22 protein-coding genes are annotated in these 24125 nt (G+C 66.3%); 18 read left to right on the top strand and 4 right to left on the bottom strand.

The genetic code is table 11. The features are described from left to right. The first annotated feature begins 4 nt into the window (after positions 1–4). From CRJ03_RS02610 to CRJ03_RS02585, 6 genes are all read left to right on the top strand, one after another. Positions 5–1357: a pyruvate dehydrogenase complex dihydrolipoamide acetyltransferase gene (locus tag CRJ03_RS02610; RefSeq protein ID WP_104017354.1), complete on the top strand. Its 1353-nt coding sequence runs from the start codon at positions 5–7 to the stop codon at positions 1355–1357. Between the two features lie 170 nt (positions 1358–1527). After that, positions 1528–2691 carry an alpha-hydroxy acid oxidase gene (locus CRJ03_RS02605; protein ID WP_104017353.1) on the top strand — a complete coding sequence of 388 codons (1164 nt, stop codon included), beginning with the start codon at positions 1528–1530 and terminating at the stop codon, positions 2689–2691. 157 nt (positions 2692–2848) lie between these two features. Beyond that, on the top strand, positions 2849–3502 hold the full coding sequence (locus CRJ03_RS02600) for a 50S ribosomal protein L25/general stress protein Ctc (RefSeq protein WP_104017352.1): 654 nt from the start codon (positions 2849–2851) through the stop codon (positions 3500–3502). Positions 3503–3748: 246 nt separating this feature from the next. Continuing rightward, on the top strand, positions 3749–4045 hold the full coding sequence (locus CRJ03_RS02595; RefSeq protein ID WP_104017351.1) for a virulence factor: 297 nt from the start codon (positions 3749–3751) through the stop codon (positions 4043–4045). Positions 4046–4075: 30 nt separating this feature from the next. After that, positions 4076–5014: a methylenetetrahydrofolate reductase gene (locus CRJ03_RS02590; protein ID WP_104017421.1), complete on the top strand. Its 939-nt coding sequence runs from the start codon at positions 4076–4078 to the stop codon at positions 5012–5014. 3 nt (positions 5015–5017) lie between these two features. Then, positions 5018–6082, top strand: a complete 1065-nt coding sequence (locus CRJ03_RS02585) for a dihydropteroate synthase (protein WP_104017350.1) — start codon at positions 5018–5020, stop codon at positions 6080–6082. A 314-nt stretch (positions 6083–6396) separates the two neighbouring features. Here the strand turns inward: CRJ03_RS02585 and eno are convergent, their stop codons facing one another. The 3 genes from eno to hemB form a co-directional block, all read right to left on the bottom strand. Then, positions 6397–7671 (bottom strand): phosphopyruvate hydratase, encoded by a 1275-nt coding sequence (eno, locus tag CRJ03_RS02580; protein ID WP_104017349.1) that lies wholly within the window; start codon positions 7669–7671, stop codon positions 6397–6399. Between the two features lie 194 nt (positions 7672–7865). Next, positions 7866–8426, bottom strand: a complete 561-nt coding sequence (locus CRJ03_RS02575; RefSeq protein ID WP_104017348.1) for a lipid-binding SYLF domain-containing protein — start codon at positions 8424–8426, stop codon at positions 7866–7868. 133 nt (positions 8427–8559) lie between these two features. Continuing rightward, positions 8560–9561 carry a porphobilinogen synthase gene (hemB, locus tag CRJ03_RS02570; RefSeq protein WP_104017347.1) on the bottom strand — a complete coding sequence of 334 codons (1002 nt, stop codon included), beginning with the start codon at positions 9559–9561 and terminating at the stop codon, positions 8560–8562. Positions 9562–9691: 130 nt separating this feature from the next. Between hemB and CRJ03_RS02565 the strand changes: the two genes are divergently transcribed. The 11 genes from CRJ03_RS02565 (at position 9692) to hmuQ (ending at position 21899) form a co-directional block, all read left to right on the top strand. Next, positions 9692–10219 carry a component of SufBCD complex gene (locus CRJ03_RS02565; protein WP_104017346.1) on the top strand — a complete coding sequence of 176 codons (528 nt, stop codon included), beginning with the start codon at positions 9692–9694 and terminating at the stop codon, positions 10217–10219. A gap of 5 nt (positions 10220–10224) precedes the next feature. After that, positions 10225–13701 carry a transcription-repair coupling factor gene (mfd, locus tag CRJ03_RS02560; protein ID WP_104017345.1) on the top strand — a complete coding sequence of 1159 codons (3477 nt, stop codon included), beginning with the start codon at positions 10225–10227 and terminating at the stop codon, positions 13699–13701. A 161-nt stretch (positions 13702–13862) separates the two neighbouring features. Continuing rightward, positions 13863–14759: a 5-bromo-4-chloroindolyl phosphate hydrolysis family protein gene (locus CRJ03_RS02555; protein WP_104017344.1), complete on the top strand. Its 897-nt coding sequence runs from the start codon at positions 13863–13865 to the stop codon at positions 14757–14759. Positions 14760–14770: 11 nt separating this feature from the next. Next, positions 14771–15970, top strand: coding sequence for a toxic anion resistance protein (locus CRJ03_RS02550; protein WP_104017343.1), 1200 nt, complete (start codon positions 14771–14773; stop codon positions 15968–15970). A gap of 7 nt (positions 15971–15977) precedes the next feature. Then, a complete protein-coding gene (locus CRJ03_RS02545; protein WP_104017342.1) occupies positions 15978–16922 on the top strand; it encodes a DUF2927 domain-containing protein in 945 nt (314 codons plus the stop codon). A gap of 25 nt (positions 16923–16947) precedes the next feature. After that, entirely contained in the window at positions 16948–18066 is a 1119-nt protein-coding gene (locus CRJ03_RS02540) for an SPFH domain-containing protein (RefSeq protein ID WP_104017341.1), read from the top strand. 187 nt (positions 18067–18253) lie between these two features. Then, on the top strand, positions 18254–19375 hold the full coding sequence (locus tag CRJ03_RS02535; protein WP_104017340.1) for a TFIIB-type zinc ribbon-containing protein: 1122 nt from the start codon (positions 18254–18256) through the stop codon (positions 19373–19375). After that, positions 19375–19554 (top strand): hypothetical protein, encoded by a 180-nt coding sequence (locus CRJ03_RS02530; RefSeq protein WP_104017339.1) that lies wholly within the window; start codon positions 19375–19377, stop codon positions 19552–19554. The genes CRJ03_RS02535 and CRJ03_RS02530 overlap by 1 nt, the downstream gene beginning before the upstream one ends. Continuing rightward, complete coding sequence (locus CRJ03_RS02525; RefSeq protein ID WP_104017338.1) at positions 19551–20225, top strand: nitroreductase; 675 nt, start codon at positions 19551–19553, stop codon at positions 20223–20225. The genes CRJ03_RS02530 and CRJ03_RS02525 overlap by 4 nt, the downstream gene beginning before the upstream one ends. Before the next feature lie 80 nt (positions 20226–20305). After that, entirely contained in the window at positions 20306–21469 is a 1164-nt protein-coding gene (locus tag CRJ03_RS02520) for a serine hydrolase domain-containing protein (RefSeq protein WP_104017337.1), read from the top strand. A 109-nt stretch (positions 21470–21578) separates the two neighbouring features. Further along, the gene (hmuQ, locus tag CRJ03_RS02515; protein ID WP_104017336.1) at positions 21579–21899 is read left to right on the top strand and encodes a heme-degrading protein HmuQ; all 321 of its coding nucleotides are present in this window, start codon (positions 21579–21581) and stop codon (positions 21897–21899) included. A gap of 5 nt (positions 21900–21904) precedes the next feature. Here the strand turns inward: hmuQ and CRJ03_RS02510 are convergent, their stop codons facing one another. After that, positions 21905–23533 carry a winged helix-turn-helix domain-containing protein gene (locus tag CRJ03_RS02510; RefSeq protein WP_104017335.1) on the bottom strand — a complete coding sequence of 543 codons (1629 nt, stop codon included), beginning with the start codon at positions 23531–23533 and terminating at the stop codon, positions 21905–21907. Positions 23534–23676: 143 nt separating this feature from the next. Between CRJ03_RS02510 and CRJ03_RS02505 the strand changes: the two genes are divergently transcribed. Beyond that, complete coding sequence (locus CRJ03_RS02505; protein WP_104017334.1) at positions 23677–24096, top strand: hypothetical protein; 420 nt, start codon at positions 23677–23679, stop codon at positions 24094–24096. Positions 24097–24125 lie beyond the last annotated feature (29 nt).

The following is a 24125-nucleotide window of genomic DNA, read 5'->3' as shown; positions in this document are numbered from 1 at the left end:
CGCGATGCCGACCGAAATCCTGATGCCCGCCCTCTCACCAACGATGGAAGAGGGCACGCTGGCCAAATGGCTGGTGAAAGAGGGCGACACCGTCAACGCGGGCGACCTGCTGGCCGAGATCGAGACCGACAAGGCCACGATGGAATTCGAGGCCGTGGACGAAGGCACCATCGGCAAGCTCCTCGTCGAGGAAGGCAGCGAGGGGGTAAAGGTGAACACCCCCATCGCCGTGCTGCTGGAAGAGGGTGAGAGCGCGGACGATATCGCATCGGGCGGCGCGAGCGCCCCGGAAGCGGACGCGGCGGCAGAGCCCGAAAAGGACGAGAAACCGGACGAGAAAGCGGGCGGTGAGGGCTCCGGCAAGGGCAAGGCCGCAGAGCCTGTCGCGCAATCCGATACCCCGGCCCCCGCAGCACCCAAGGACGAGAAAGGCGAGCGCATCTTCGCCTCGCCCCTCGCCCGCCGGATCGCGGCAGAGAAGGGGCTCGACCTGACGCAGATCAAGGGCTCGGGCCCGCATGGCCGCATCGTGCGCGCGGATGTGGAGGGGGCCAAGCCCGCCGCCGCCCCCGCCAAGGAGGCCGCCAAACCTGCCGACAAGGCCCCTGCCCCGGCAGCGCCCTCTGGCCCGTCCCCGGATGCCGTCATGGCCATGTACGAGGGCCGCGAGTTCGAGGAGGTCAAGCTCGACGGGATGCGCAAGACCATCGCCGCGCGTCTCACCGAGGCCAAGCAGACCGTGCCGCATTTCTACCTGCGCCGCGAGATCCGCCTCGACGCGCTGATGAAGTTCCGCGCCGATCTCAACAAGCAGCTCGAGCCGCGCGGCGTCAAGCTGTCGGTCAACGACTTCATCATCAAGGCCTGCGCATTGGCCTTGCAGGCGGTGCCGGACGCCAACGCCGTCTGGGCCGGCGACAAGGTGCTCAAGCTCAAGCCTTCTGACGTCGCCGTAGCCGTGGCCATCGAGGGGGGCCTGTTCACGCCCGTGCTCAAGGATGCCGAGATGAAATCGCTCTCGGCGCTGTCGGCGGAGATGAAGGACCTCGCCAAGCGCGCCCGAGACCGCAAGCTGGCACCACAGGAGTACCAGGGCGGCACCTTCGCGATCTCCAATCTCGGGATGTTCGGGATCGAGAATTTCGACGCGGTCATCAACCCGCCACATGGCGCGATCCTCGCCGTCGGCGCGGGGCTGAAGAAGCCGGTGGTGGGCGCGGATGGCGAGCTGACCGTGGCTACGGTCATGTCGGTCACGCTGTCGGTGGATCACCGGGTCATCGACGGCGCGATGGGCGCGGACCTGCTCAAGCAGATCGTCGAGAACCTCGAGAATCCGATGGTGATGCTGGCCTGAGGCGCGGCGCACGAAGAAACGTGCCGCGTTCATGCGCTCCCACCCGCCTTTCGCCTGCTCACCGATGTTGCATGCCCCGGGGCCCTACCCGACCCCTGCGGCAAACCTGTCGATTGCGCGGCGGTGCGTCAGGCGGTAAGGATATCTGACCAATTCCCGGAGTGCCGCCCATGCCCGTCATTACATGCATAGACGATTTCAAACCCCTCTACCGCCGCCGCGTACCGCGGATGTTCTACGATTACGCAGAATCGGGGAGCTGGACCGAGCAGACCTTTCGCGAAAATACCTCTGATTTCTCGCGTCTTCTGCTCAAACAGCGCGTCGCCATCGACATGACCGGGCGCAACCTCGCGTCGACCATGATCGGGCAGGACGTGTCGATGCCGGTGGCGCTCGCGCCGGTGGGGCTGACCGGGATGCAATGCGCCGATGGCGAGATCAAGGCGGCGCGCGCGGCGGAGAAATTCGGCGTGCCGTTCACGCTGTCGACCATGTCGATCTGTTCCATCGAGGATGTCGCCGCGCATACGACCAAACCCTTCTGGTTCCAGGTCTACACGCTCAAGGATGACGATTTCATGCAGCGCCTCTTTGACCGTGCGCGTGACGCGAAATGCTCGGCGGCGATGATCACGGTCGATCTGCAAATGCTTGGTCAGCGGCATAAGGATCTGAAAAACGGCCTGAGCGCACCACCCAAGCTGACGCCCGCGAGCGTGGCGAACATGATGACCAAGGTGCAGTGGGGCCTCGGCATGCTGGGGACCAAGCGGCGCAGCTTTGGCAACATCGTGGGCCATGCCAAGGGCGTGACCGATCCCTCGTCGCTCTCCGCGTGGACGGCAGAGGCGTTCGACCAGGCGCTCGACTGGGATCGCATCCGGCAATTCCGCAAGATGTGGGACGGCCCGCTCATCATCAAGGGGATCATGGACCCGCGCGACGCGGCGGAGGCGCTCAACGTGGGTGCGGACGCGATCATCGTGTCGAACCACGGCGGGCGGCAGCTTGACGGGGCGCTATCGTCCATCCGCGCCCTGCCCGCGATCATGGATGCCGTGGGCGACAAGATCGAGGTGCATCTCGACAGCGGCATCCGATCGGGCCAGGACGTGCTCAAGGCGCTCAGCCTGGGCGCGCGCGGTGCCTATATCGGGCGCGCATTTATCTACGGGCTGGGTGCCATGGGCGAGGCGGGCGTGACCCGAGCGCTGGAGGTGATCGCCAAGGAGCTCGACACCTCGATGGGGCTGTGCGGGCGGCGTGACGTGCACGATCTGGACCGCGACGTGCTGATGATCCCGAAGGATTTTGCCGGGGACTGGGTGTGAGGCACGGCGAGGGTCACGACATGAGTGCTCGAGGAATGGTGAAGCCCGGTACCGGGGCATTTTGCTCTTTTCAACCGGGCCGTGGTCGGCTATCAGCGCGGCTTCACGCGGGGTGACAGCCTTGGAGGCACCCCGCCTTTTGCCAAGGAGAGACAACATGGCTGGAGAAATTCCTGATCTTCACGCCCAGGAACGCACGGGGACAGGCAAGGGCGCCGCTCGTGCCGTGCGCCGCGCACACCTGGTTCCGGGGATCGTTTTCGGGGGCGACGTGGATCCGTTGCCCATACAGATGCCCTATAACGAGCTGATCCGACGCCTCAAGAAAGGCCGGTTCAAGTCTACCCTGTTCAACCTCAAGGTCGATGGCCACGAGGATGTGCGCGTCATCTGCCGCGACGTGCAGCGCGACGTGGTCAAGGACCTGCCGACGCATGTCGATTTCATGCGCCTGCGCCGCACCACCAAGATCAACCTGTTCATCCATGTCGATTTCGAGGGCGAGGAAGAGTGCGCGGCGCTACGCAAGGGCGGCGTGCTGACCATCGTGCGCCCCGAGATCGAGGTCGTGGTGACGGCGGGCGACATTCCCGAGAAAATCGTCGTGGATCTGACGAAGATGGAGAATATCGGCGATACGATGACCATCTCGATGGTCGATCTGCCCGCGGGCGCCAAGCCGACCATCGACCGCGATTTCGTGATCTGCAACATCTCCGCCCCCTCCGCGCTCAAGAGCCAGGAGGATGAAGAGGACGAGACCGAAGAAGTCGCAGCCGACGCCGAAGAAGAGGCTGAAGCCGAGGCCTGAGGCGCATTTCTGCAATTGCAGTGCAAAGATTGAACGGGCGGCACCGATGGTGCCGCCCGTTTTCGTGCGTGACCCGCTCGCGCCGGGCCAACATGATCTTGAGAATTATTCCAAAGCCGGACGGTGGCGGGGTGCGCGCGGCATGACTAGGTTGGGCGCGTCGCTCCACGTCGCTGTTAAGTCGAAATCCTGCACTGCCGCGACCCCGGCGTGAATTAGACAGAGCCCACGGAAGGGGAATCGGTCATGGTTGATGTCACCATCGTTTACTGGCGCGACATTCCCGCGCAGGTCATCGTCGGCAAGGGTCGGCGCGGGTCCAAGGTGCAACTGCCCGAGCGTTTCGAGCAGGCCATTGACCGCGCGGCCATGAAGACGGGGGCGGCGGGGACGGACGACTATCTTGCCGAGTGGCGCAAGGGCGATGCCTACCCGGTGGAGGGCGATCCCGGCGAGGTCGCGCAAAGCGAGGCCGCCCGGCTCGACGCCCTTTACGACACCGAGCGTCTCAAGGCGCTCATCGGCAATGATGGCTGGGCGTGAATGCGACCCGCATCGCTATGGGAGGCCGCGATGGCTCTTTTGAATTTCAGGAAGCGTGACACCGCGACCTCCGCAAAGCCGCCCGTGAACCGGCAGGTCGAGGCGTTCCTCGAGGGCTACTCGATCGAGGTGATGCCGCGCACCGCCGAGAAGGTCGAGAATTTCCGCGACCTTCTGCCAGAGGGCACGCGCGTCTACATCGCCCATATCGAGGGCACGTCCATCGAGGACATGGTCGCCACCGCACGCCGCGTGGCGAGCGAGGGCTATCCGGTGATGCCGCATTTCCCGGCGCGCATCATCAAGGACCAGGCAACGCTCGAGGACTGGATCGCCCGCTATCAGGGCGAGGCGGGCGTCGAGCAGGCGCTGTTGCTCGCCGGTGGCGTGCAAAAGCCACATGGCGATTTCCATTCCTCAATGCAGCTTCTGGAGGCGGGCGCGTTTGACCGCGCGGGTTTCAAGCGGCTCCATGTTGCGGGCCACCCCGAGGGCAACAAGGATATCGACCCCAATGGCAGCCGCAAGAACGTCGAGGAGGCGCTGCGCTGGAAGCAGAAATTCTCCGAGACCACCGATGCCGAGATGGCCATCGCGACGCAGTTCGCCTTTGACTCGAAGCCGATCATCGCCTGGGCCGATGCCCTGCGCGAAGCGGGCATCACCATGCCTATTCATATCGGCATCGCCGGGCCCGCCAAACTTCAGACGCTGATCAAGTTCGCCATCGCCTGCGGCGTCGGTCCGTCCTTGAAAGTGCTTCAGAAACGCGCAATGGATGTCACCAAGCTTCTGCTGCCCTACGAGCCGACAGAGGTTCTCGCCGCGCTGGCCGCCCACAAGGCCGCCGATCCCGATTGCCTGATCGAGCGCGTGCATTTCTTCCCGCTGGGCGGGATCAAGACCAACGCCCAATGGGTGATCGACAACGGCGGTGCCTCGGGCACCCCGGCTGCGCAACAAGGATAAGACATGACCCGCACCATCGTCGAGAGCAAGACCAGGACCGCCGTGATCGGCTTTGACGAGCCGTTCTGCGTCATTGGCGAACGCATCAACCCCACCGGCCGAAAGAAGCTCGCCGCCGAGCTGGAGGCGGGCGACTATTCCACCGTGGAATCCGACGCCGTGGCGCAGGCCGCAGCGGGCGCCACCGTGCTCGATATCAACGCTGGAGTGGTCTACAACTCCAACCCTAACCCCAACGAGACCGAGCCGCCGCTGATGACGGCCATCGTCGAGTTGGTGCAGGGGCTGGTCGATCTGCCGCTGTGCATCGACTCATCCGTTCCCGCGGCGCTGGAAGCCGGGCTTCAGGCCGCGCACGGCCGCCCGCTCCTGAACTCGGTAACCGGCGAGGAAGAGCGGCTGGAATACGTGCTGCCGTTGGTCAAGAAGTACAACGTGCCGGTTGTGGCCATTTCCAACGACGACACCGGCATTTCCGAGGATCCGGACGTGCGTTTTGCCGTCGCCAAGAAGATCGTCGAGCGCGCCGCCGATTTCGGCATCCCGGCTCATGACATCGTGGTCGATCCGCTGGTCATGCCGGTGGGCGCGATGGGCACCGCCGGGCGTCAGGTGTTCACGCTGGTGCGCCGCCTGCGCGAGGAACTGGGCGTCAATACCACCTGCGGCGCATCCAACATCTCTTTCGGCCTACCCAACCGGCACGGCATCAACAACGCCTTCCTGCCGATGGCGATCGAGGCGGGGATGACAAGCGCCATCATGAACCCGATCGCGCTGCCGGTGAAACAGGCCGAGATCGAGGCCAAGAAGGCCGAGGTCGCCGCGACCGGGCTGGTGATTCCCGAGGACATGGACGACGAGACCTTCTGCCAGATCTTCGGTCTGGGATCGACCAAGGCGCGCGCGGGCAAGGAGATGGAGGCGATCCACGCCGCGAATTTCCTGATGGCCAACGACCCCCACGGCGGCAACTGGATCAAGTTCAACAAGGCCCCGCCGAAGCCCGGCGAAGAGGTGCGCTCGGGCGGCCGCGCAGGCAGCCGCAGCCGCCGCCGCAGGGCCTGAGTGCCACGCCACGCTGGCGCACAACTTCGCCAGCGTGGCGGTCCCGCGCCGCGTCCGCTCGGAATCGTCCGCGTTGTTGCAAACGGCGGACAGAGCTACGGGTGACTTGAAGACGCCCCCCACGCGCGGGGAGCGTTTGATACCACGGACCATTGCGGATTGCTGGGATTCTTCGTGTAGGTTGAATAACCTGACGCAGAGCGGGACGGACTAGGGTTTCACCCGCCCCCGAAAATTACTTGACCCCCATACGCGCGACCGGAGTCCTGACAGAAATCCGGTCGGATTTCTGTCAGCAACACGCCTCCCGCCGCTTACTTCAGGATCGACGACCCGGCGTAGCGCGCACTCTCGCCCAGCATCTCCTCGATACGAATGAGCTGGTTGTATTTCGCCAGCCGGTCCGACCGCGCGAGGCTGCCGGTCTTGATCTGCCCGCAATTGGTGGCCACGGCGAGGTCGGCGATGGTCGCGTCCTCGGTCTCGCCCGAGCGGTGCGACATCACGTTGGTCATGCACGCGCGATGCGCCATCTCGACCGCCTGCAGCGTCTCGGTCAGCGTGCCGATCTGGTTTACCTTGACCAGCATGGAATTGGCCGCGCCGCGCGCGATGCCCTCGGCCAGCCGCGCGGGGTTGGTCACGAACAGGTCATCGCCCACCAGTTGCACCTTGTCGCCGATGGCGTCGGTTAGCGCCTTCCAGCCGTCCCAGTCGTCTTCGGCCATGCCGTCCTCGATCGAGATGATCGGATAGTCGGCGCAGAGCGCCTGAAGATAGGCGACGTTCTCCTCGCTCGTGAGGCTCGCCCCCTCGCCCGCCATCTCGTACTTGCCGCCCTTGTAATACTCGGTCGCGGCGCAATCGAGGGCGAGGTGGATATCCTCGCCCGGGGCGTAGCCCGCCTTCTCGATGGACCGCAGGATGAAATCCAGCGCATCGCGCGTGCCCGACAGCGCCGGGGCAAAGCCGCCCTCGTCGCCCACCCCGGTGGCGAGCCCGGCGGCGTTCAGTTCCTTCTTGAGCGTGTGGAACACCTCTGCACCCATGCGCACCGCCTCGCGGATCGTGCCGGCGCTCACCGGCATGATCATGAATTCCTGGATGTCGATGGGGTTGTCGGCATGCTCGCCGCCATTGATGATGTTCATCATCGGTACGGGCAGCACCCGCGCCGAAGTGCCCCCCACGTAGCGATAGAGGGGCTGCGCGCTGTAATCGGCAGCCGCCTTCGCACAGGCGAGCGAGACGCCGAGGATCGCGTTAGCCCCGAGGCGGCCCTTGTTGGCGGTGCCATCAAGCTCGATCATGGTCTCGTCCACCGCCACCTGCTCGGTCGCGTCCATGCCCAAGAGCGCCTCGGCGATCTCGCCATTGACGCTCGCGCAGGCCTCCAGCACACCCTTGCCGCCATAGCGCTCCGGATCGCCGTCGCGCTTCTCGACCGCCTCGTGCGCGCCGGTCGAGGCCCCCGAAGGCACCGCGGCGCGGCCCATGGTGCCGTCCTCCAGGATGACCTCGACCTCCACCGTCGGGTTGCCCCGGCTGTCGAGGATTTCGCGGGCGTGAATGTCGATGATGCTGCTCATGGCGTGTCTGTCCCGGAGTTGAATGAAACCTGCCCGCCCCATAGCAAGAAACCCCGCCAATGCAAACGCGGCGCGTGCAAGGCGGGGCTCCGGGGAGGGATGACTGGCATTGAGTGGACGTCGGTTGTGAGGCGACTAGCCGCGCGGGGAACCCCCTGAAAGGCAGTTCCAGGCCAGACCCGGCCATCCCCCGCTCAGGGGATGATACGGGTGTATTTCATGCCCTCGAGCGAAACGCCGGCCATCAGCCCCGCCTGTCCGAAGATCACCGCCACCACCGGCGCGGTGGAGGTCGTGGTCTCGGCACGCAGGTTCTCGCCCCGGTCGTTGAAGACATACTCGATATCGCCGCCCGCGGCCCAGCCTGACGACCGCCGGAACCTTTCCAGCGCCTCTTCGGTCATGAAAAACAGCACATGTGCGAATTGCTGCGCGCCGAATTGTAGCCCGACGCTGCCCTTGGTGGCCGAGTAGTAATCCACCGTGACGTTGTCGATCCGCAGCGCCCCGCGGCCATAGCCGCCGCCCACGAATATCCCCCCCTCGGTCACCACCGGCATGACAAGAATGCCGGTCGCCTTGTCGGCCAGATCGCGCGTGCCGGGATAGTTGGCATACATGTGCGACAGCGTTGCGTTCACGCGCGCGTCGATCTTTGCGCCGCCAGAGCTGCCCACCCCGTTGCCGCATGCTGCGAGAACCGGCATGCCAGCCAGTGCGCCGAGGGTGAATCCGCGTCTTGTGAGATTGCTCATGTGTTTGCCCGCCTCGATTGCGTCTGATTGCGCCCGGTCGTTTCGCCTAGCCGGACTCTTGCCACTCAATATAGTCGAGCCAGCCACCAATGTCACCAAGGATTGCGGTTCTGCGCAAGATACCGCGCAGACATCAGCGCCCCGCCATCAGCCGCGCGGCAGCGGGGGCAAAATAGCTCAGGATGCCATCGCAACCCGCACGCTTGAAACAGGCGAGGCTCTCCATCATGGCGCGCTCGCCGTCGATCCAGCCGTTGAGCGCGGCAGCGCGGATCATCGCGTATTCGCCCGACACCTGGTAGGCAAAAGTTGGCGCGCCGAAGCGCTCCTTCACCCGGCGACAGATGTCGAGATAGGGCAGCCCCGGCTTGACCATCACCATGTCCGCCCCCTCGGCCAGGTCGCGCGCCACCATGCGCAGCGCCTCGTCACTGTTGGCCGGGTCCATCTGATAGGTCTTCTTGTCGCCCTTGAGCGCGGCGGACGCCCCGACCGCATCGCGGAACGGGCCGTAGAAGGCCGAGGCGTACTTGGCCGCGTAGGACATGATCGCCACGTCCCAATATCCCGCGGATTCCAGCGCCCCGCGCATCGCGCCCACGCGCCCATCCATCATGTCGGATGGCCCCAGGATGTCGGCCCCCGCCTCTGCCTGCGCCAGCGCCTGTTTCACCAGCGCCTCGACTGTGGCGTCGTTGACGATCCGCCCATCCTCGACGAACCCGTCATGGCCGGTATCCGAATAGGGGTCGAGCGCCACGTCGGTCATCACCGCAATCTCCGGCACCGCGGCCTTGATGGCGCGGGTGGCGCGGTTGCTGAGGTTGTCGGGGTTCCACGCCTCGGCGCAATCGGCGGTGCGGTGCTCTGCCGATGTATAGGGAAACAGGCACATCGCCGGGATGCCGAGATCGGCCGCCTCGCGCGCGGCCTCCACCACCTTGTCGATCGAGCGGCGCATCACGCCGGGCATCGAGGCCACCGGCTCTTCCACCCCCTCGCCATCGCGCACGAAAACCGGCCAGATCAGGTCGGCAGGGCTGAGCGTGGTCTCGGCCACGAGGTCGCGCAGCGCGCCGCTCGCGCGCAGGCGCCGCGGGCGGTTTGCGGGATAGGGGGCCTGAACAGGGGTCATGGCGGGCTCTCCGCGGCGTTTGGCATTCGGAACCCTGCCTCATTTGCACGGAAATTCCGCCATCTCAAGGGTAGGAATTGCCGCGCACGAGCGCTAAGAGGGCGAGCAATACAGTGACAGAGGCGCGGCCTTGACCCTTCTTGACAATGTTTTCGAGTTGATCGACCTGCGCTCCTTCAGCAACCTCTGGTTCTGGATCGCGCTAGCGGTGACATGGTCGACCGTCAGCCATTGGGTACTGGGCGTGCCCTGGGACATGGCGATCCGCGCACGGCGCGGTCAGGGCGAAACGGCGATGGAGGATTTCGAGGACATGGTGCGTATAAATACCGGGCGGCTCCTGTACGTGGCGAACCAGTCGGGCACGCTGCTCGCGGGGATCGCCGCCTTCGCGCTGTCCTCGCTCGCGATCCTCGGCTTCGTCTACGGCAACGAGTTCTCGCAGGCCGTCTTCATGCTGGCCTTCCCGCTCACCGGGGTGGGCTTGCTGTCGTTGCGCACAGCGCGCCGCATCCGCGACGAGGCGCTGCGCGGCGAGGCGCTCATCGCGCGTCTGTCGCGGCACCGCCTCTCGGTGCAGATGGTCGGCATGGCGTCGATCTTCGTCACCGCCATGTGGGGCATGTACCAGAACATGGCCATCGGCGCGCTCGGCTGACCGGCATGGGAGCGGCCAGCCATATCACCGTGGGCGGCGCGCCCGAGGGGTACGACGCGCGGCTCGTGCTGGGCGAGGTGTCGGCGCGTGAGGGCCCGGTGATCCATGTCGCACGCGACGACAAGCGGATGGCGGCGATGGCCGCGGCGCTCGCCTTCTTCGCCCCCGACATGCCGGTTATCCGCTTTCCCGGCTGGGATTGCCTGCCCTATGACCGTATCTCGCCCAATGCCGAGATTTCGGCGGCGCGGATGGCGACGCTGGCCGGGCTGGTACACGGAATGCCGCAGCGATTCGTGCTTCTGACCACGCTCAACGCCGCAACACAGCGCCTCCCGGCACGCGATGTCCTGCGCGAGAGCGCCTTCGCGGCGGAGGTGGGCGAGCGCATCGACGAAAAGGCGTTGCGCGACTTCCTCGTGCGCATGGGCTTCGTGCAGGCCCCCACCGTGACAGAGCCTGGCGATTACGCCCTGCGTGGCGGTATCATCGACATCTACCCGCCCGGCGAGGCGGGGCCGGTGCGGCTCGACCTCTTCGGCGACGTGCTCGACGGGGTGCGCCGTTTCGATCCCGCCTCGCAGCGCACCACCGAAAAGCTTGCCCGCGTCGAGCTTGCCCCCGTCTCCGAGGTGATCCTGGACGAGACCGCGATCCGCCGCTTCCGGCAGAATTACCGCATCGCCTTCGGCACCAGCGTGGCCGACGATCCGCTCTACGAATCCGTCAGCGCCGGGCGCAAGCCGGCCGGCGCCGAACACTGGCTGCCGCTCTTTCACGAGCGGCTCGAGACGCTGTTCGACTACCTCCCCGATGCCGCCATCACCCTCGACGACCAGGCCAACGCCGCGCGCGCCGCGCGGTGGGAGGCGGTTCGAGACCAGTACGAGGCGCGCTGCCACGCTCAGGGTCAGAAGGCACGCGGCGAAGCGGTCTATCACCCGGTCCCGCCAGAGGAGCTATACCTCGACGACAACGCCTGGCAGGACGCGACCGGCGCACGGCGGGTGCTGCAGTTCTCGGCGCTGCCACGACCCACGGGGCCGGGCGTGATCGACGCGGGCGGCCGCATCGGGCGCAACTTTGCCCCCGAACGGCAGCAGGAAAAGGTAAACCTTTTCAGCGTCCTGAAAGATCACGTCGAGGACCGTATGGAGGCCGGATCGGTGCTCGTCGCGTGCTGGTCCGAGGGCGCGCGTGAACGCATCGAGGGGCTCTTGTCCGACGAGGGGCTGATCGGCGCGACCGGCATCCGCGACGCGGGCGGGCTGGGCCGCCACGGGCTGCACCTCGCGGTCTGGCCGCTCGAGCAGGGCTTCGAAGCGCCGTCGCTCACCGTGATCTCCGAACAGGACGTGCTGGGCGACCGGCTCATCCGCGGGGCCCGGCGCAAGCGGCGGGCCGAGAATTTCCTGACCGAAGCACAGGCGCTGTCGCAGGGCGACCTTGTCGTGCATGTGGATCACGGGATCGGCCGCTATCTGGGGCTCGAGGTGGTCACTGCGGCGGGTGCAGCACATGAATGCCTCGTGCTTGAATATGCCGAAGGATCAAGGCTCTACCTGCCAGTCGAGAATATCGAACTGCTGTCGCGCTACGGTCACGAAGAGGGGCTGCTCGACCGTCTTGGCGGTGGCGCGTGGCAGGCCAAGAAGGCCAAGCTCAAACAGCGCATCCGCGAGATGGCCGATCGGCTCATCCGCGTGGCCGCCGAGCGCGAATTGCGCCGCGCCCCCGTCATCGCCGCCGAGCCCCACGCGTGGGAGGCCTTCGCGGCACGCTTCCCCTATCAGGAAACCGAGGACCAGCTTCGTGCCATCGAGGATGTGCTCTCCGATCTCGAGGCTGGGCGTCCGATGGACCGGCTCATCTGCGGCGACGTGGGCTTCGGCAAGACCGAGGTGGCGATGCGCGCGGCCTTTGCCGCCGCGATGGCGGGGCAGCAGGTCGCGGTGATCGCGCCCACCACCCTGCTCGCGCGCCAGCACTACAAGGAATTCGCCGAGCGGTTCCGCGGGTTCCCGCTGTCGGTCCACGCGTTGTCACGGTTCGTATCGCAACGCGACGCCACCCGCACCCGCGAGGCGATGGCAAAGGGCACCGCCGATATCGTGGTGGGCACCCACGCTCTCCTCGCAAAAAGCGTGCGGTTCCAGAACCTCGGCCTGCTCATCATCGACGAGGAACAGCGCTTTGGCGTGGCGCACAAGGAACGGCTCAAGCAGATGCGCTCGGATGTGCATGTTCTGACGCTCACCGCCACCCCGATCCCGCGCACGCTGCAATTGTCGCTCTCCGGGGTTCGCGATCTGTCGATCATCGGCACGCCGCCGGTGGATCGCCTGTCGATCCGCACCTACGTGTCCGAGTTCGACACCGTCACCGTGCGCGAGGCGCTCTTGCGCGAGCATTACCGGGGCGGGCAGTCCTTCTTCGTGGTGCCCCGCATCAAGGACCTGCCCGAGATCGAGGATTTCCTCGCCAATCAGGTGCCCGAGGTTTCCTATGTCGTGGCCCACGGTCAGATGGCGGCTGGAGAACTGGACCAGCGGATGAACGCCTTTTACGACGGCAAGTACGACGTGCTGCTGGCCACCACCATCGTCGAATCCGGGCTCGACATCCCCACCGCCAACACCATGATCATCCACCGGGCCGACATGTTCGGGCTGGCGCAACTCTACCAGATCCGTGGCCGGGTGGGCCGTTCCAAGGCCCGCGCCTATGCCTACCTCACGACCAAGCCGCGCGCGCCGCTGACACCGGGGGCCGAGAAGCGCCTGCGCGTGCTCAGCAGCCTCGACACGCTCGGCGCGGGCTTCACGCTGGCCTCCCAGGATCTCGACATCCGCGGCGCGGGCAACCTGTTGGGCGAGGAACAGTCGGGCCAGATGCGCGACGTCGGGTTCGAACTTTATCAGTCCATGCTGGAAGAGGCGATCGCGCGCATCCGCTCGGGCGAGGCCACGGGCCTGCCCGACGACGACGGCCAATGGGCCCCGCAAATCAACCTTGGCGTGCCGGTCCTCATCCCCGAGGATTACGTGCCCGATCTCGACGTGCGCCTCGGCCTCTACCGCCGTCTCAGCGGGATGGAGAGCAAGGTCGATCTCGAAGGCTTCGCCGCCGAGATGATCGACCGCTTCGGCCCCCTGCCCCGCGAGGTAAACCTGCTCATGCTGGTCATGCGCATCAAGGCGATGTGCAAGCGCGCGGGTATCGCCAAGCTCGACGGCGGGCCCAAGGGTGCGACGATCCAGTTCCACAACGACAAGTTCGCCTCGCCGCAGGGGCTGGTGGAATTCATCCAGGACCAGAAGGGGCTGGCCAAGGTCCGCGACAACAAGATCGTCGTGCGCCGCGACTGGAAGGGCGAGGCCGACCGGGTCCGCGGCGCCTTCGCCATCGCCCGCGATCTCGCCGAAAAGGTGGTGGGCGAAAAGAAGAAGGCGAAATCGGACCGCCAGGTCGCGCGCGGCTGAGGCCGGTCCGCCAATCTTCCCCCTAGCGCCCCCGCCCCCCATCGCCTAAGTTTGCCGCAGGGCGGCATGAGAGGGTGCATGAGCGATACCGGGTTACAGAAACTGGCGTTCTTCCTGCTGGTGGCGCTCATCGCCTTCGTGGCGGTGGCGGGGGGCGTGTGATGGCGCAGCGCTACGGCGGCAGACACAGTCCCGACCGGAGCGACACCGCCCCGCCACCGCGCGGCGGCTATCGCGGCGCGCGGCGCACGCGCGTCGGCGGTCGCGTCAACATGCTGTTCATTGCACCTTTGCCGCTGGCCTTTCGTGCCTTTCTCGGCGGTCCGGTCGAGATGGCGCTCAACCTCGTCGCCCTCGGGATTCTGCTGCTGGCGGCCTGGCTCACCCGCGAGGGGCTGCGCGCCGAGGAAGCCTATGATGCGCGCCGCATCGCCCGTCGGCCCGCCATCCCGCGCAAGATCTTCGGCGCAGCCCTCACCGGCGTGGGGCTTGCCGTGGCCGCCCATGCCGCGGGCGGCGGCGTGGCCGAGCCCGCGATCTATGCAGTGGCGGGGATGGCCCTGCACCTGCTGGCCTTCGGCCCCGACCCGCTGCGCGACAAGTCCGCCGAGGGCATCGACAGCTTTCAAAGCGACCGCGTGGCGCGCGTGGTGGATCGGGCCGAGGACTACCTGCGCGCCATGACCCAGGCCATCGCCGCCACCCGCGACCGCGACCTCGAGGCGCGGTTGGAGCGGTTCCAGGTCACGGTGCGCGACATGCTGCGCACCGTCGAGGACGACCCGCGCGACCTGACGGCGGCGCGTAAGTATCTCAGCGTCTACCTGATGGGTGCGCGCGACGCCTCGGCGAAATACGCCGATCTCGCCACCCGCGCCCCGAACCCGCAGGCGCGCGAGAAGTACCTCGTGCTGCTCTCGGACCTCGAACAGAATTTCACCGCCAAGACCCGCGCGCTCATGGCCGGCAGCAGTACCGATCTCGATATCGAGATCGAGGTGCTGCGCGACCGACTCGAGCGCGAGGGCGTGCATCTTGAGACCACAGAGACAGCTTAAGAGGATCCCCCATGTCAGACGCCACCCGCCAAAAGGCCGAGGCCGTGCTCGCCGATATCGAATCCGTGAGCCGCGCGGTGCTGCCCGAACCCACGGATGCCAATGCCATCGTTCCGCTGGAGAAGGCCGATGCAACCCAGAGCGCCGAGATCGCGCGCCGCATGGCCGAGATCGACATGGCCGACACACAGTCCATCGTCTCTTTCGGCTCGGCGGCACAGGCGGAATTGCAGGAAATCTCGCAATCCATGCTGCAAGGCGTGCGCAACAAGGACGTGGGCCCGGCGGGTGACTCCTTGCGCGGCATCGTCACCACGATCCGCGGTTTTTCGGTCTCCGAACTGGACGTGCGGCGCGACCGGTCCTGGTGGGAAAAACTGCTGGGCCGCGCCGCGCCGTTCGCCAAGTTCACCGCCCGCTACGAAGAGGTACAGGGCCAGATCGACCGCATCACCGAGAGCCTGCTTGGCCACGAGCATGCCCTGCTGAAGGATATAAAGTCGCTCGACATGCTCTACGAGAAGACGCTCGCCTTCTATGACGAACTGGCGCTCTACATCGCGGCGGGCGAGGCCAAGCTCAAGGATCTGGACGGCAAGGACATCCCGGCCAAGGAGGCCGAGATGGAGGCCGCGCCGGAAAACGCCCAGGTGATGAAGGCACAGGAGTTGCGCGACCTGCGCGCCGCCCGCGACGACCTCGAACGCAGGGTGCACGACCTGAAACTCACCCGCCAGGTGACCATGCAATCCCTGCCCTCGATCCGGCTGGTGCAGGAAAACGACAAGTCGCTTGTGACCAAGATCAACTCCACCCTCGTCAACACCGTGCCGCTGTGGGAAACCCAACTGGCGCAGGCGGTCACCATACAACGCTCGGCCGAGGCCGCGACGGCGGTGCGCGACGCCAACGACCTCACCAACGAGCTGCTGACCGCCAACGCCGCCAACCTGCGCGAGAGCAACAAGATGATCCGGCAGGAGATGGAGCGCGGCGTGTTCGACATTGAAGCGGTGAAACAGGCCAATGCCGATCTCATCGGCACCATCGAGGAAAGCCTCACCATCGCCGACGAGGGCAAGGCGAAACGCGCCCGTGCCGAGGAAGACCTCAAGAAAATGGAGGCCGAACTGCGCGACACGCTCGCCTCGGCCAAGTCGCGGGGCGACGGGGTGGGCGACACCGCCGCAACCGCCGTGCCGAAGGGTTGAGGCGGCGATGACGGCGGGACAAGGGCTGCGCGTCCTCGCGGGGCTGGTGCTGGCGCTGGCGCTATCGGCCTGCGACATGCCGGTGCCTGATGCGCCCGCACCCTCCGCCCCGCGTCCGCCCCCCCAAGGCGACGACGGCCCGTCTGCCCGCAGCAAGGCACTCGTCGCTCATTACGCGCGCACCGAGCGCGACCTCAAGGGTCGTGGCCTCCTGCGTGTCGATGGCGGCGGGCCCGACACGCCCTTTACCGACACCGATCTGATGCGCAATTTCGAGCGTATCGTATTCTTCGACGAATACGCGCCCGGTGCCGGATTTCGCTCGTCCTCGGGCCGCGCCGGGGGCCTGCGGAAATGGACGTCGCCGGTGCGCGTCGGGATGGAATTCGGCACCTCGGTGCCCGACGAACAGCGCGCGGCGGATCGCGCCACGCTCGACGACTATGTCAAGCGGCTAGCAGAGGCAGCGCGCCATCCGGTCTCGATGGTGCGCCGCGGGGCCAACTTCCACGTTCTGGTCATGGGCGAGGACGACCGCGCCGATGGTCTCGCCCGCGTGCGCGCCCTCGCCCCCGATATCGACGCGGCAACCCTTGGCGTCTTTCGCGACATGCCGCGCAGCATCCATTGCCTCGTCGTGGCCTTCTCAGAGCGGGGCAACCCGTATACCTACGATCTCGCAATCGCCTGGGTCCGCGCCGAACACCCGCCACTCATGCGCGAATCGTGCTTCCACGAGGAGCTGGCGCAGGGGCTGGGATTGGCCAATGACAGTCCCCGCGCGCGACCCTCGATCTTCAACGACGATGACGAGTTCGCGTGGCTGACCACCCATGACGAAATGCTGCTGCGCCTGCTTTACCATCCAGACCTCACCCCCGGCATGACCCCAGACGAAGCCCGCCCCATCCTCCGCCGCCTGCTGGATGAATGGCAGGCGGGGCCGGTCTGACCCGTTCGCAAAGGAGCCTTCCCATATGCCCATCTTCGATTTCCTCTCCGGCCAGTTCATCGACGTCATCCACTGGACCGACGACACGCGCGACACGATGGTCTGGCGGTTCGAGCGCGAGGGCCACGAGATCAAGTACGGCGCCAAGCTCACCGTGCGCGAGGGGCAGGCCGCCGTGTTCGTCCACGAGGGGCAGTTGGCGGACGTTTTCACCCCCGGTCTCTACATGCTGGAAACCAACAACATGCCGGTGATGACCTCGCTCCAGCACTGGGATCATGGCTTTCGCTCGCCGTTCAAGTCGGAAATCTACTTCATCGCCACGACGCGGTTCACCAATCTGAAATGGGGCACCAAGAACCCGATCATGCTGCGCGACCCGGAATTCGGCCCCACCCGCATCCGCGCCTATGGCACGTATACCGTGCGCGTGTCGGAACCGGCCAAGTTCCTCTCCGAAATCGTCGGCACCGACGGCGAATTCACCATGGACGAGATCAGCTACCAGATCCGCAACATCATCGTGCAGGCGTTCAGCCGCATCATCGCAGGAAGCGGCATCCCGGTGCTCGACATGGCGGCCAACACGCGCGACCTGGGCAAACTGGTGGCCGGAGAGATCACCGGAATCGTGGCGGAATATGGACTGGAAATCCCGGAATTCTACATTGAAAACATATCTTTGCCGCCCACTGTTGAAGCAGCGCTCGACAAACGCACCTCGATGGGGATCGCGGGCGACCTGTCGCGCTTCACCCAGTATTCGACTGCCGAGGCGATGACCGCGGCGGCCAAGAACCCGAGCGGAGGCGGCGGCATTGGCGCGGGTCTTGGCATGGGAATGGGCATGGCGATGGCGCAGCAGATGGCCGATCAGGGGCCATGGGGCGCACGTCCCGCACAAGAACAGGCGCCGGCAGCCCCGCCGCCCCCGCCTGTCGAACATGTCTGGCACATCGCCGAGGGCGGCCAGACCCACGGCCCCTATTCCAAGGCACGGCTGGGGCGCATGGTGACCGAGGGCGGCCTGACGCGCGACACGCTCGTCTGGACCGCCGGGCAGGATGGCTGGAAGCGCGCCGAGGACGTCGCCGAACTGGCGCAGCTCTTCACCGTCATGCCGCCCCCGCCGCCGGGCGCCTGAGCAGATGCGCCGCCGCGCGACCATTACCCTGCACGAGTTCACTGCCGCGCGCCTGCTGTTGATGCGTCGTGATGGCGGGCTGACGACATGGCTGTGATTGCTCTACGCGGCCTCAGCGCGCGCCATGGGCGCCTGAACTCTGCGCCGTATCACCCTGGAATTGTTCCATAAATCTTCTGAAAGCCCCATGTCAGATACCCCGCCGCCTGCCCCTGTCGAGATCAAACATCGCTTCCCCTGCGCCAGCTGCGGGGCGGATTACCGCTATGATCCGGGCGGCGACCGGCTGATCTGCGATCACTGCGGCGACGTCGCCGGGATCGAGACCGGCGGACCCTGGCAGGGTGGCATCAGGGAACTCGATTTCGCCGCCGCGCTGGGCGACCAACTCCCCGCGCAGGAGATGGAGGAGACCCGCGTCACCACCTGCACAAGCTGCGGCGCGCAGGTGGAGCTGGGCACCGACACCCACGCCACCGAATGCCCGTTCTGCGCCTCGCCGGTGGTCACCGATACCGGCACGCACCGGCATATCAAGCCACGGGCATTGTTGCCTTTTTCGCTGGGCGAAGAGCAGGCCCGCAAAGCGATGAGCGACTGGCTGGGGCGGCTGTGGTTCGCGCCGAACGGGTTGCAGGACTACGCCCGCAAGGGCCGGAAAATGCAGGGCATTTACGTGCCCTACTGGACCTTCGACGCCGACACCAAGTCACAGTACCGCGGCGAGCGTGGCACCGTCTACTACGAGACACGCACTGTCACGAGAAACGGAAAACGCCAGCAAATTCAGGTTGCTAAGGTTAGGTGGAGGGCGGTATCGGGGCGGGTGGCGCGGTTCTTCGACGATGTGCTGGTGCTTGCGTCCACCGCCTTGCCGAAACGCTATACCGACGCGCTGGAGCCGTGGGACCTGTCGGCGCTGGTTCCTTACGCGCCGGAGTACCTCGCGGGGTTTCGCGCCGAGGGATACAGCGTTGATCTAGAACAAGGATTCGCGCAGGCGCGCGATAAGATGGACGCGATCATCGCCCGGGACGTTCGGTTCGATATCGGCGGCGACCGGCAACGCATCCATGACATCGACACCGAGGTGCGGGACACCACCTTCAAGCACATCCTGCTGCCGGTCTGGCTCGCAGCCTACAGGTTCAGGGGACGAACCTACAGGTTCGTGGTCAACGCCCGCACCGGCCGGGTGCAGGGCGAGCGGCCGTGGTCGGCGTGGAAGATCGCGGTCGCCGTGGTGATCGGCGCGGCGGTGGCCGGCGGGATCGGCTACCTGGTGGCGCTCGAACAGGGCGGGTTCTGATGCGCACATCCCTGGCGATCAAGATTACCCGCGCCCATGCCGACGGCGCGGCGCGCGAGGTCATCACCGGTCGGGCATGGATCGCCGGGCAATCCATGCCTATGTTCGATCCCGAGAACCCGTGGCCCGGGGGCGGTCGCCTCTCGGACACCCGGCCGGGCACAGAGGATCCCGCATGACAGACCAATTCGACACGCTGCGCGGCCTGCTGGACGCGCGCCATTCCTGCCGGGCCTTCCTGTCCGACCCGGTGGAGGACGAGGTGATCGCGCGCATCGTGCAGGCGGCGGGCCGCGCGCCCTCGTGGTGCAACGCGCAGCCCTGGCAGGTGACGGTGACGCGCGGGGCGCAGACCGAGCGGTTCCGCCGCGCGTTGCTTGACGCCGTGCACAATGACACGCCAAGCCCCGACCTGCCGTGGCCCGAGCGCTATCCGGGAGCGCATGGCGCACGGCGGCGCGAATGCGGGCTGCAACTCTACGAGGCGGTGGGTATCGCCCGCGAGGATCGCGCCGCGCGGGCCGAGCAAAGCATGGAGAACTATCGCCTTTTCGGCGCGCCGCACGTGGCCATCGTGCATTCCGAGGCCGCGCTGGGCCCCTACGGCGCGATGGACACGGGCGGGTTCGTAACCGCCTTCATGCTGGCGGCGACGGCCCTGGGCGTGGGCAGTATCGCGCAGGCCTCGGTGGCGGCCTATGCGCCATTCATCCGCGCGCATTTCGACCTGCCGGAAACGCGGCTGATCCTGTGCGCGATCTCGTTCGGGCGACCCGATCCGGACCACCCCGCCAACCGCTTCCGCACCACGCGGGCGGCGCTCGACGAGGTGCTCGACCTCAGAGGGTAGAGAGCGGCGTGCACGCCGCCGCGTCAAGCTTGCATTCGCGCGCCGCGCTGGCTTTGCCGCGGGGAAACAGGAGGGACGGTATGCGCAGAATCTTGAAATGGGCGGGACGAGTCCTTTTGGCCCTCGTCCTGGCGGCAGCGGTTGTGGGGCTGTGGAAGCGCGAAGAAATCGCGCGGCTCATGGCCGTCAACACGTTGTTTTCCGAGGAAAAGATCGTTGCGAATTTCTCGGGAATGGGGCGCGCGTTTCTCACCGTGCCCGTGCCGCGTGGGAACGGGCCGGTATCGGACCTGCCGCAAGGCCCGGAGATGACCCTGCCCGCCGATGTGACCGATTGGATCGGGTCGCGCAACGTGACGTCGCTCCTTGTGCTGCGTAACGGCCGCATCACGCATGAGAGCTATCACCTCGGCACCACCGCGCAGGACCGGCGGATAAGCTGGTCCGTGGCAAAGAGTTTTCTTGCCGCGCTCATCGGCATTTCGCTTGAACGCGGCGAGATCGACTCGCTGGACGATCCGGTGACGCGCTACGCGCCCGCGCTCGCCGACAGCGCCTATGACGGGGTGACGCTGCGGCAGCTTTTGCAGATGACGAGCGGGCTGGAGTTTGACGAGGATTATCTGGACTACGATTCCGACATCAACCGCATGGGCCGTGTGCTGGCGCTGGGCGGCTCCATGGACGGCTTCGCCGCCGGGCTGAGCGCGCGCGCCGCGCCACCGGGGACGCGGTGGAAATACGTCTCCATCGACACGCACGCGCTGGCGATGGCGCTGCGGGGGGCCACAGGGCGCGCCCTGCCAGGCCTGCTGTCGGAGCGGATCATCGCGCCGTTGGGGCTCGAGGCGGAGCCCGATTACATCACCGATGGCGAGGGTGTGGCCTTTGCGCTGGGCGGGCTCAACCTGACGACGCGCGACTATGCCCGCTTCGGGCTGATGGTGGCGAAGATGGGCCGCTATGGCGGGCAGCAGATCGTGCCCACAGGCTGGATCGCCGCCTCGACCGTGCCGAGCGCGCCGACGCCCGAGGGCGCGTTGCAATACGGGCTGCACTGGTGGATGCCCGCCGACGCGCGCGACGGCGAATTCTATGCCCACGGCATCTATGGCCAGTATATCTATATCGACCGCGCCCGCGACGTGGTGATCGTGGTCACCTCTGCCGATCGCGGCTTTCGCAAGGACGGGGTGCGGGAGGCCAATATCGACGCGCTGCGCAGCATCGCAGCGGCGCTCTGAGCGCGGCTTGCCTGTGCGCGCCGGGGCGCTATGATCGCAGGGCGAGCCGGGAGCGCTCGCACGCGCGGCCCAAGCCAGCCTTTCACACCGATACAAGGAAGGGCACGACATGACATTCATCGCCATGAACCGGTTCCGCGTAAAGCCGGGCTTCGAGGACGGTTTCGAAAGAATGTGGGCCAAGCGCGAAAGCCACCTGGCCAGCGTCCCCGGCTTTCGCGAGTTTCGCTTGCTGAAGGGGCCCGAGGGTGATGGCCACCGGCTCTATTCCAGCCATGTCATCTGGGAAAGCCGCGCGGCGTTCGAGGCATGGACGAAATCCGACGCCTTTCGTGCTGCGCACAAGGACGCGGGCAACCGAGGCACGCAGGACGCGCTGTTGGGCCCGCCGGAATTCGAGGGATTCGAGACGGTGCTCGAGGAAAGCTGATCGGGCTATTGCGGCAGCCCGGCCCGTTCGAGCGCGGCCAGCCAGGCGCGGCGGTTTTCCGGGTGGTTGCGGCTCTTTTCGAATTGTGCGCGCATTGCCGAGAGCGACAGTGACGGATTGACCGCCAGCGCATCCGCGATGGCCGCCGCTGCGTTCTCCACCCTGTCGAGTTGCGCGAGGTTCGCGGCGCGCAGCAGGTGGTGGAAAACCCGCCAGGTAGCGCTGCTTGCGACGCTGCCAAGCTGCCGCGCCGCCGCGAGCGCATCGTCGTGCCTGCCGAGGTGGAACAGGATGTGCCCCTTGTAGAAATACATGTTCTGGATCAGCGGGTCGCGCGGGCTGAGCCGGATGGCAAGCTCGATCTGCGGCAGCGCGCGCGCCTGTAGGCGGAACCAATCGAGCGTGTGGGCCAATTCCAGCCGGATGCGGGCGTCATTGGGGTTGAGCGCGACGGCGCGCTCCAGATTGGCGATCGCGGGCTCCGCCTGCCCGGCAAAGCGCTGGATATAGCCAAGCGCGGCATAGGCCTGCGGATCGCTGTCGTCGAGCGCAATCGCGCGCCTCGCGGCGGCCCGCGCCTCGGCCATGGTGTCGCCCGGCTCTTCCGTCCAGCCAAAGAAGAACAGTGTCCCGAGCGCCCGCGCCATCAGCGAATGCGCCGCCGCGAAACCGGGATCCTTGGCCACCGCACGCCGGGCAAGACGCACCGCCTCCGATTGATCGGCGCGGCTGTAGCGGCCCTGCCGGAGGCGCGCCTCGAGGTAGAGTTCCCAGGCGCCCATGTCAGCGGTCGGCACCCTGGTGGCGCGCTGTCCGCCATCCTTCAGGATCTGCGGGACAAGGGTGCCCGCGATCGAGCGGCTGATATCGTCCTGCACGGCGAATATGTCCGTCAGCGCCCGGTCGTAGCGCTCGGCCCACAGGGTGTGGCCTGTGGCGATCTCGATCAGCTCGCTGGTGACCCGTATGCGCCCGCCATCCCGTCGCACGCTGCCGCGCGCGACGTAAGAGACACCGAACTCGCGGGAAGCATCGAGCGGGCGAAGCGCCCCGTCGCCATAGGCAAAGACCGTCCCGGCGGAAATGACGAACAATTCCTTGTAGCGCGACAAGTGCGCGGTCAGGTCCTCGGTCAGGCCATCTGCGAAGGACCGGTCGCCGGCCCCCTCCCCGAGATTATCGAACCGCAGCACCGCGACCGACGGCCTGCCGACCGTGCTGCCGTCGACACCGGGAACCCGAAGCACGAACCACGCGCCGAATAACGCGAGTGCAAAAACCGCCACAAGTGCGACCGCTTTGAGCCTTGGCAGGCGGATCGCGGAATTCGCGTCCCGAACCGGGGCCACGAACTGGAAGCCGCGCTTGGGATAGGTGCGGATATAGGCCTGCTGCGCCGCGTCATCCCCGAGCGCCCGCCGAACCGCCCGGATGCGCGTTGCCAGCGCCGCGTCGGTGATTGCCCGGCCCTGCCATATCTCCTCGATCAGGTCTTGCTTGGTCACGACCCGCGCGCGGTGCTCGATCAGGAATTCCAGCAACCGGAGCGCCTGCGGCTCGAGCGCCACAGGCGCGTTCCCCGCCCGAAGACCGGCCGAGCGATCGAGCGTGAACTCGCCGAAACGATACGCCATGACGTCACGCCTTTCGGGCAGATATCATGGAAGTGTCAGGAATTGTCATCCGGAAATCAAGCTTTCCGACGTTGCCGGGGGCAAGCTGTGCTGGTCCGGCGTACCTGAATGCCGGGCGGGATGGACAAGCAAGGAGTAGATCCATGACTTACCCGACACCAGTTGTCATCGCGGCGTGCTGCACGCTCATGGCCGCAACAAGCGCGAGCGCCGGCACGGCGCTCGAAGAGGCGCTCGCAGGCGGGGCCGAAAGGCTCAGCTCGGACGAGATCGCCGAGCTGCTCGTGGGCAAGCGCGTGGTTGCGCGTGCCGGCGACAAGGTCTTCAACTTCCACTATGCGCCGACGAATGTGCTGAAAGGCGAATTGCAGGGCGGTGGCTGGTCCGGGACGGGCCACTATGCGATCACCGATGGCAACGAGGTTTGCGTGTCGATGGCACAGGACGCGGGGCGTTATCGCTGCCTGACGGTCCTGCGCCACGGCGACAGTCTTCAGAAATTCAACGCGCGGGGTGACAAGACCTTTGACCTACTCGAGACGACGACGGCCTCGGGCCTCTGATGCCTGATGGAGGGTTTGACGGCCTCGCG

The sequence above is a fragment of the Roseovarius nitratireducens genome (assembly GCF_002925845.1).
In the GTDB taxonomy this organism is placed as follows: Bacteria; Pseudomonadota; Alphaproteobacteria; order Rhodobacterales; family Rhodobacteraceae; genus Roseovarius; species Roseovarius nitratireducens.
Note: the sequence above shows the minus strand (reverse complement) of the source record. Positions and strands in the feature narration are given on the sequence as shown.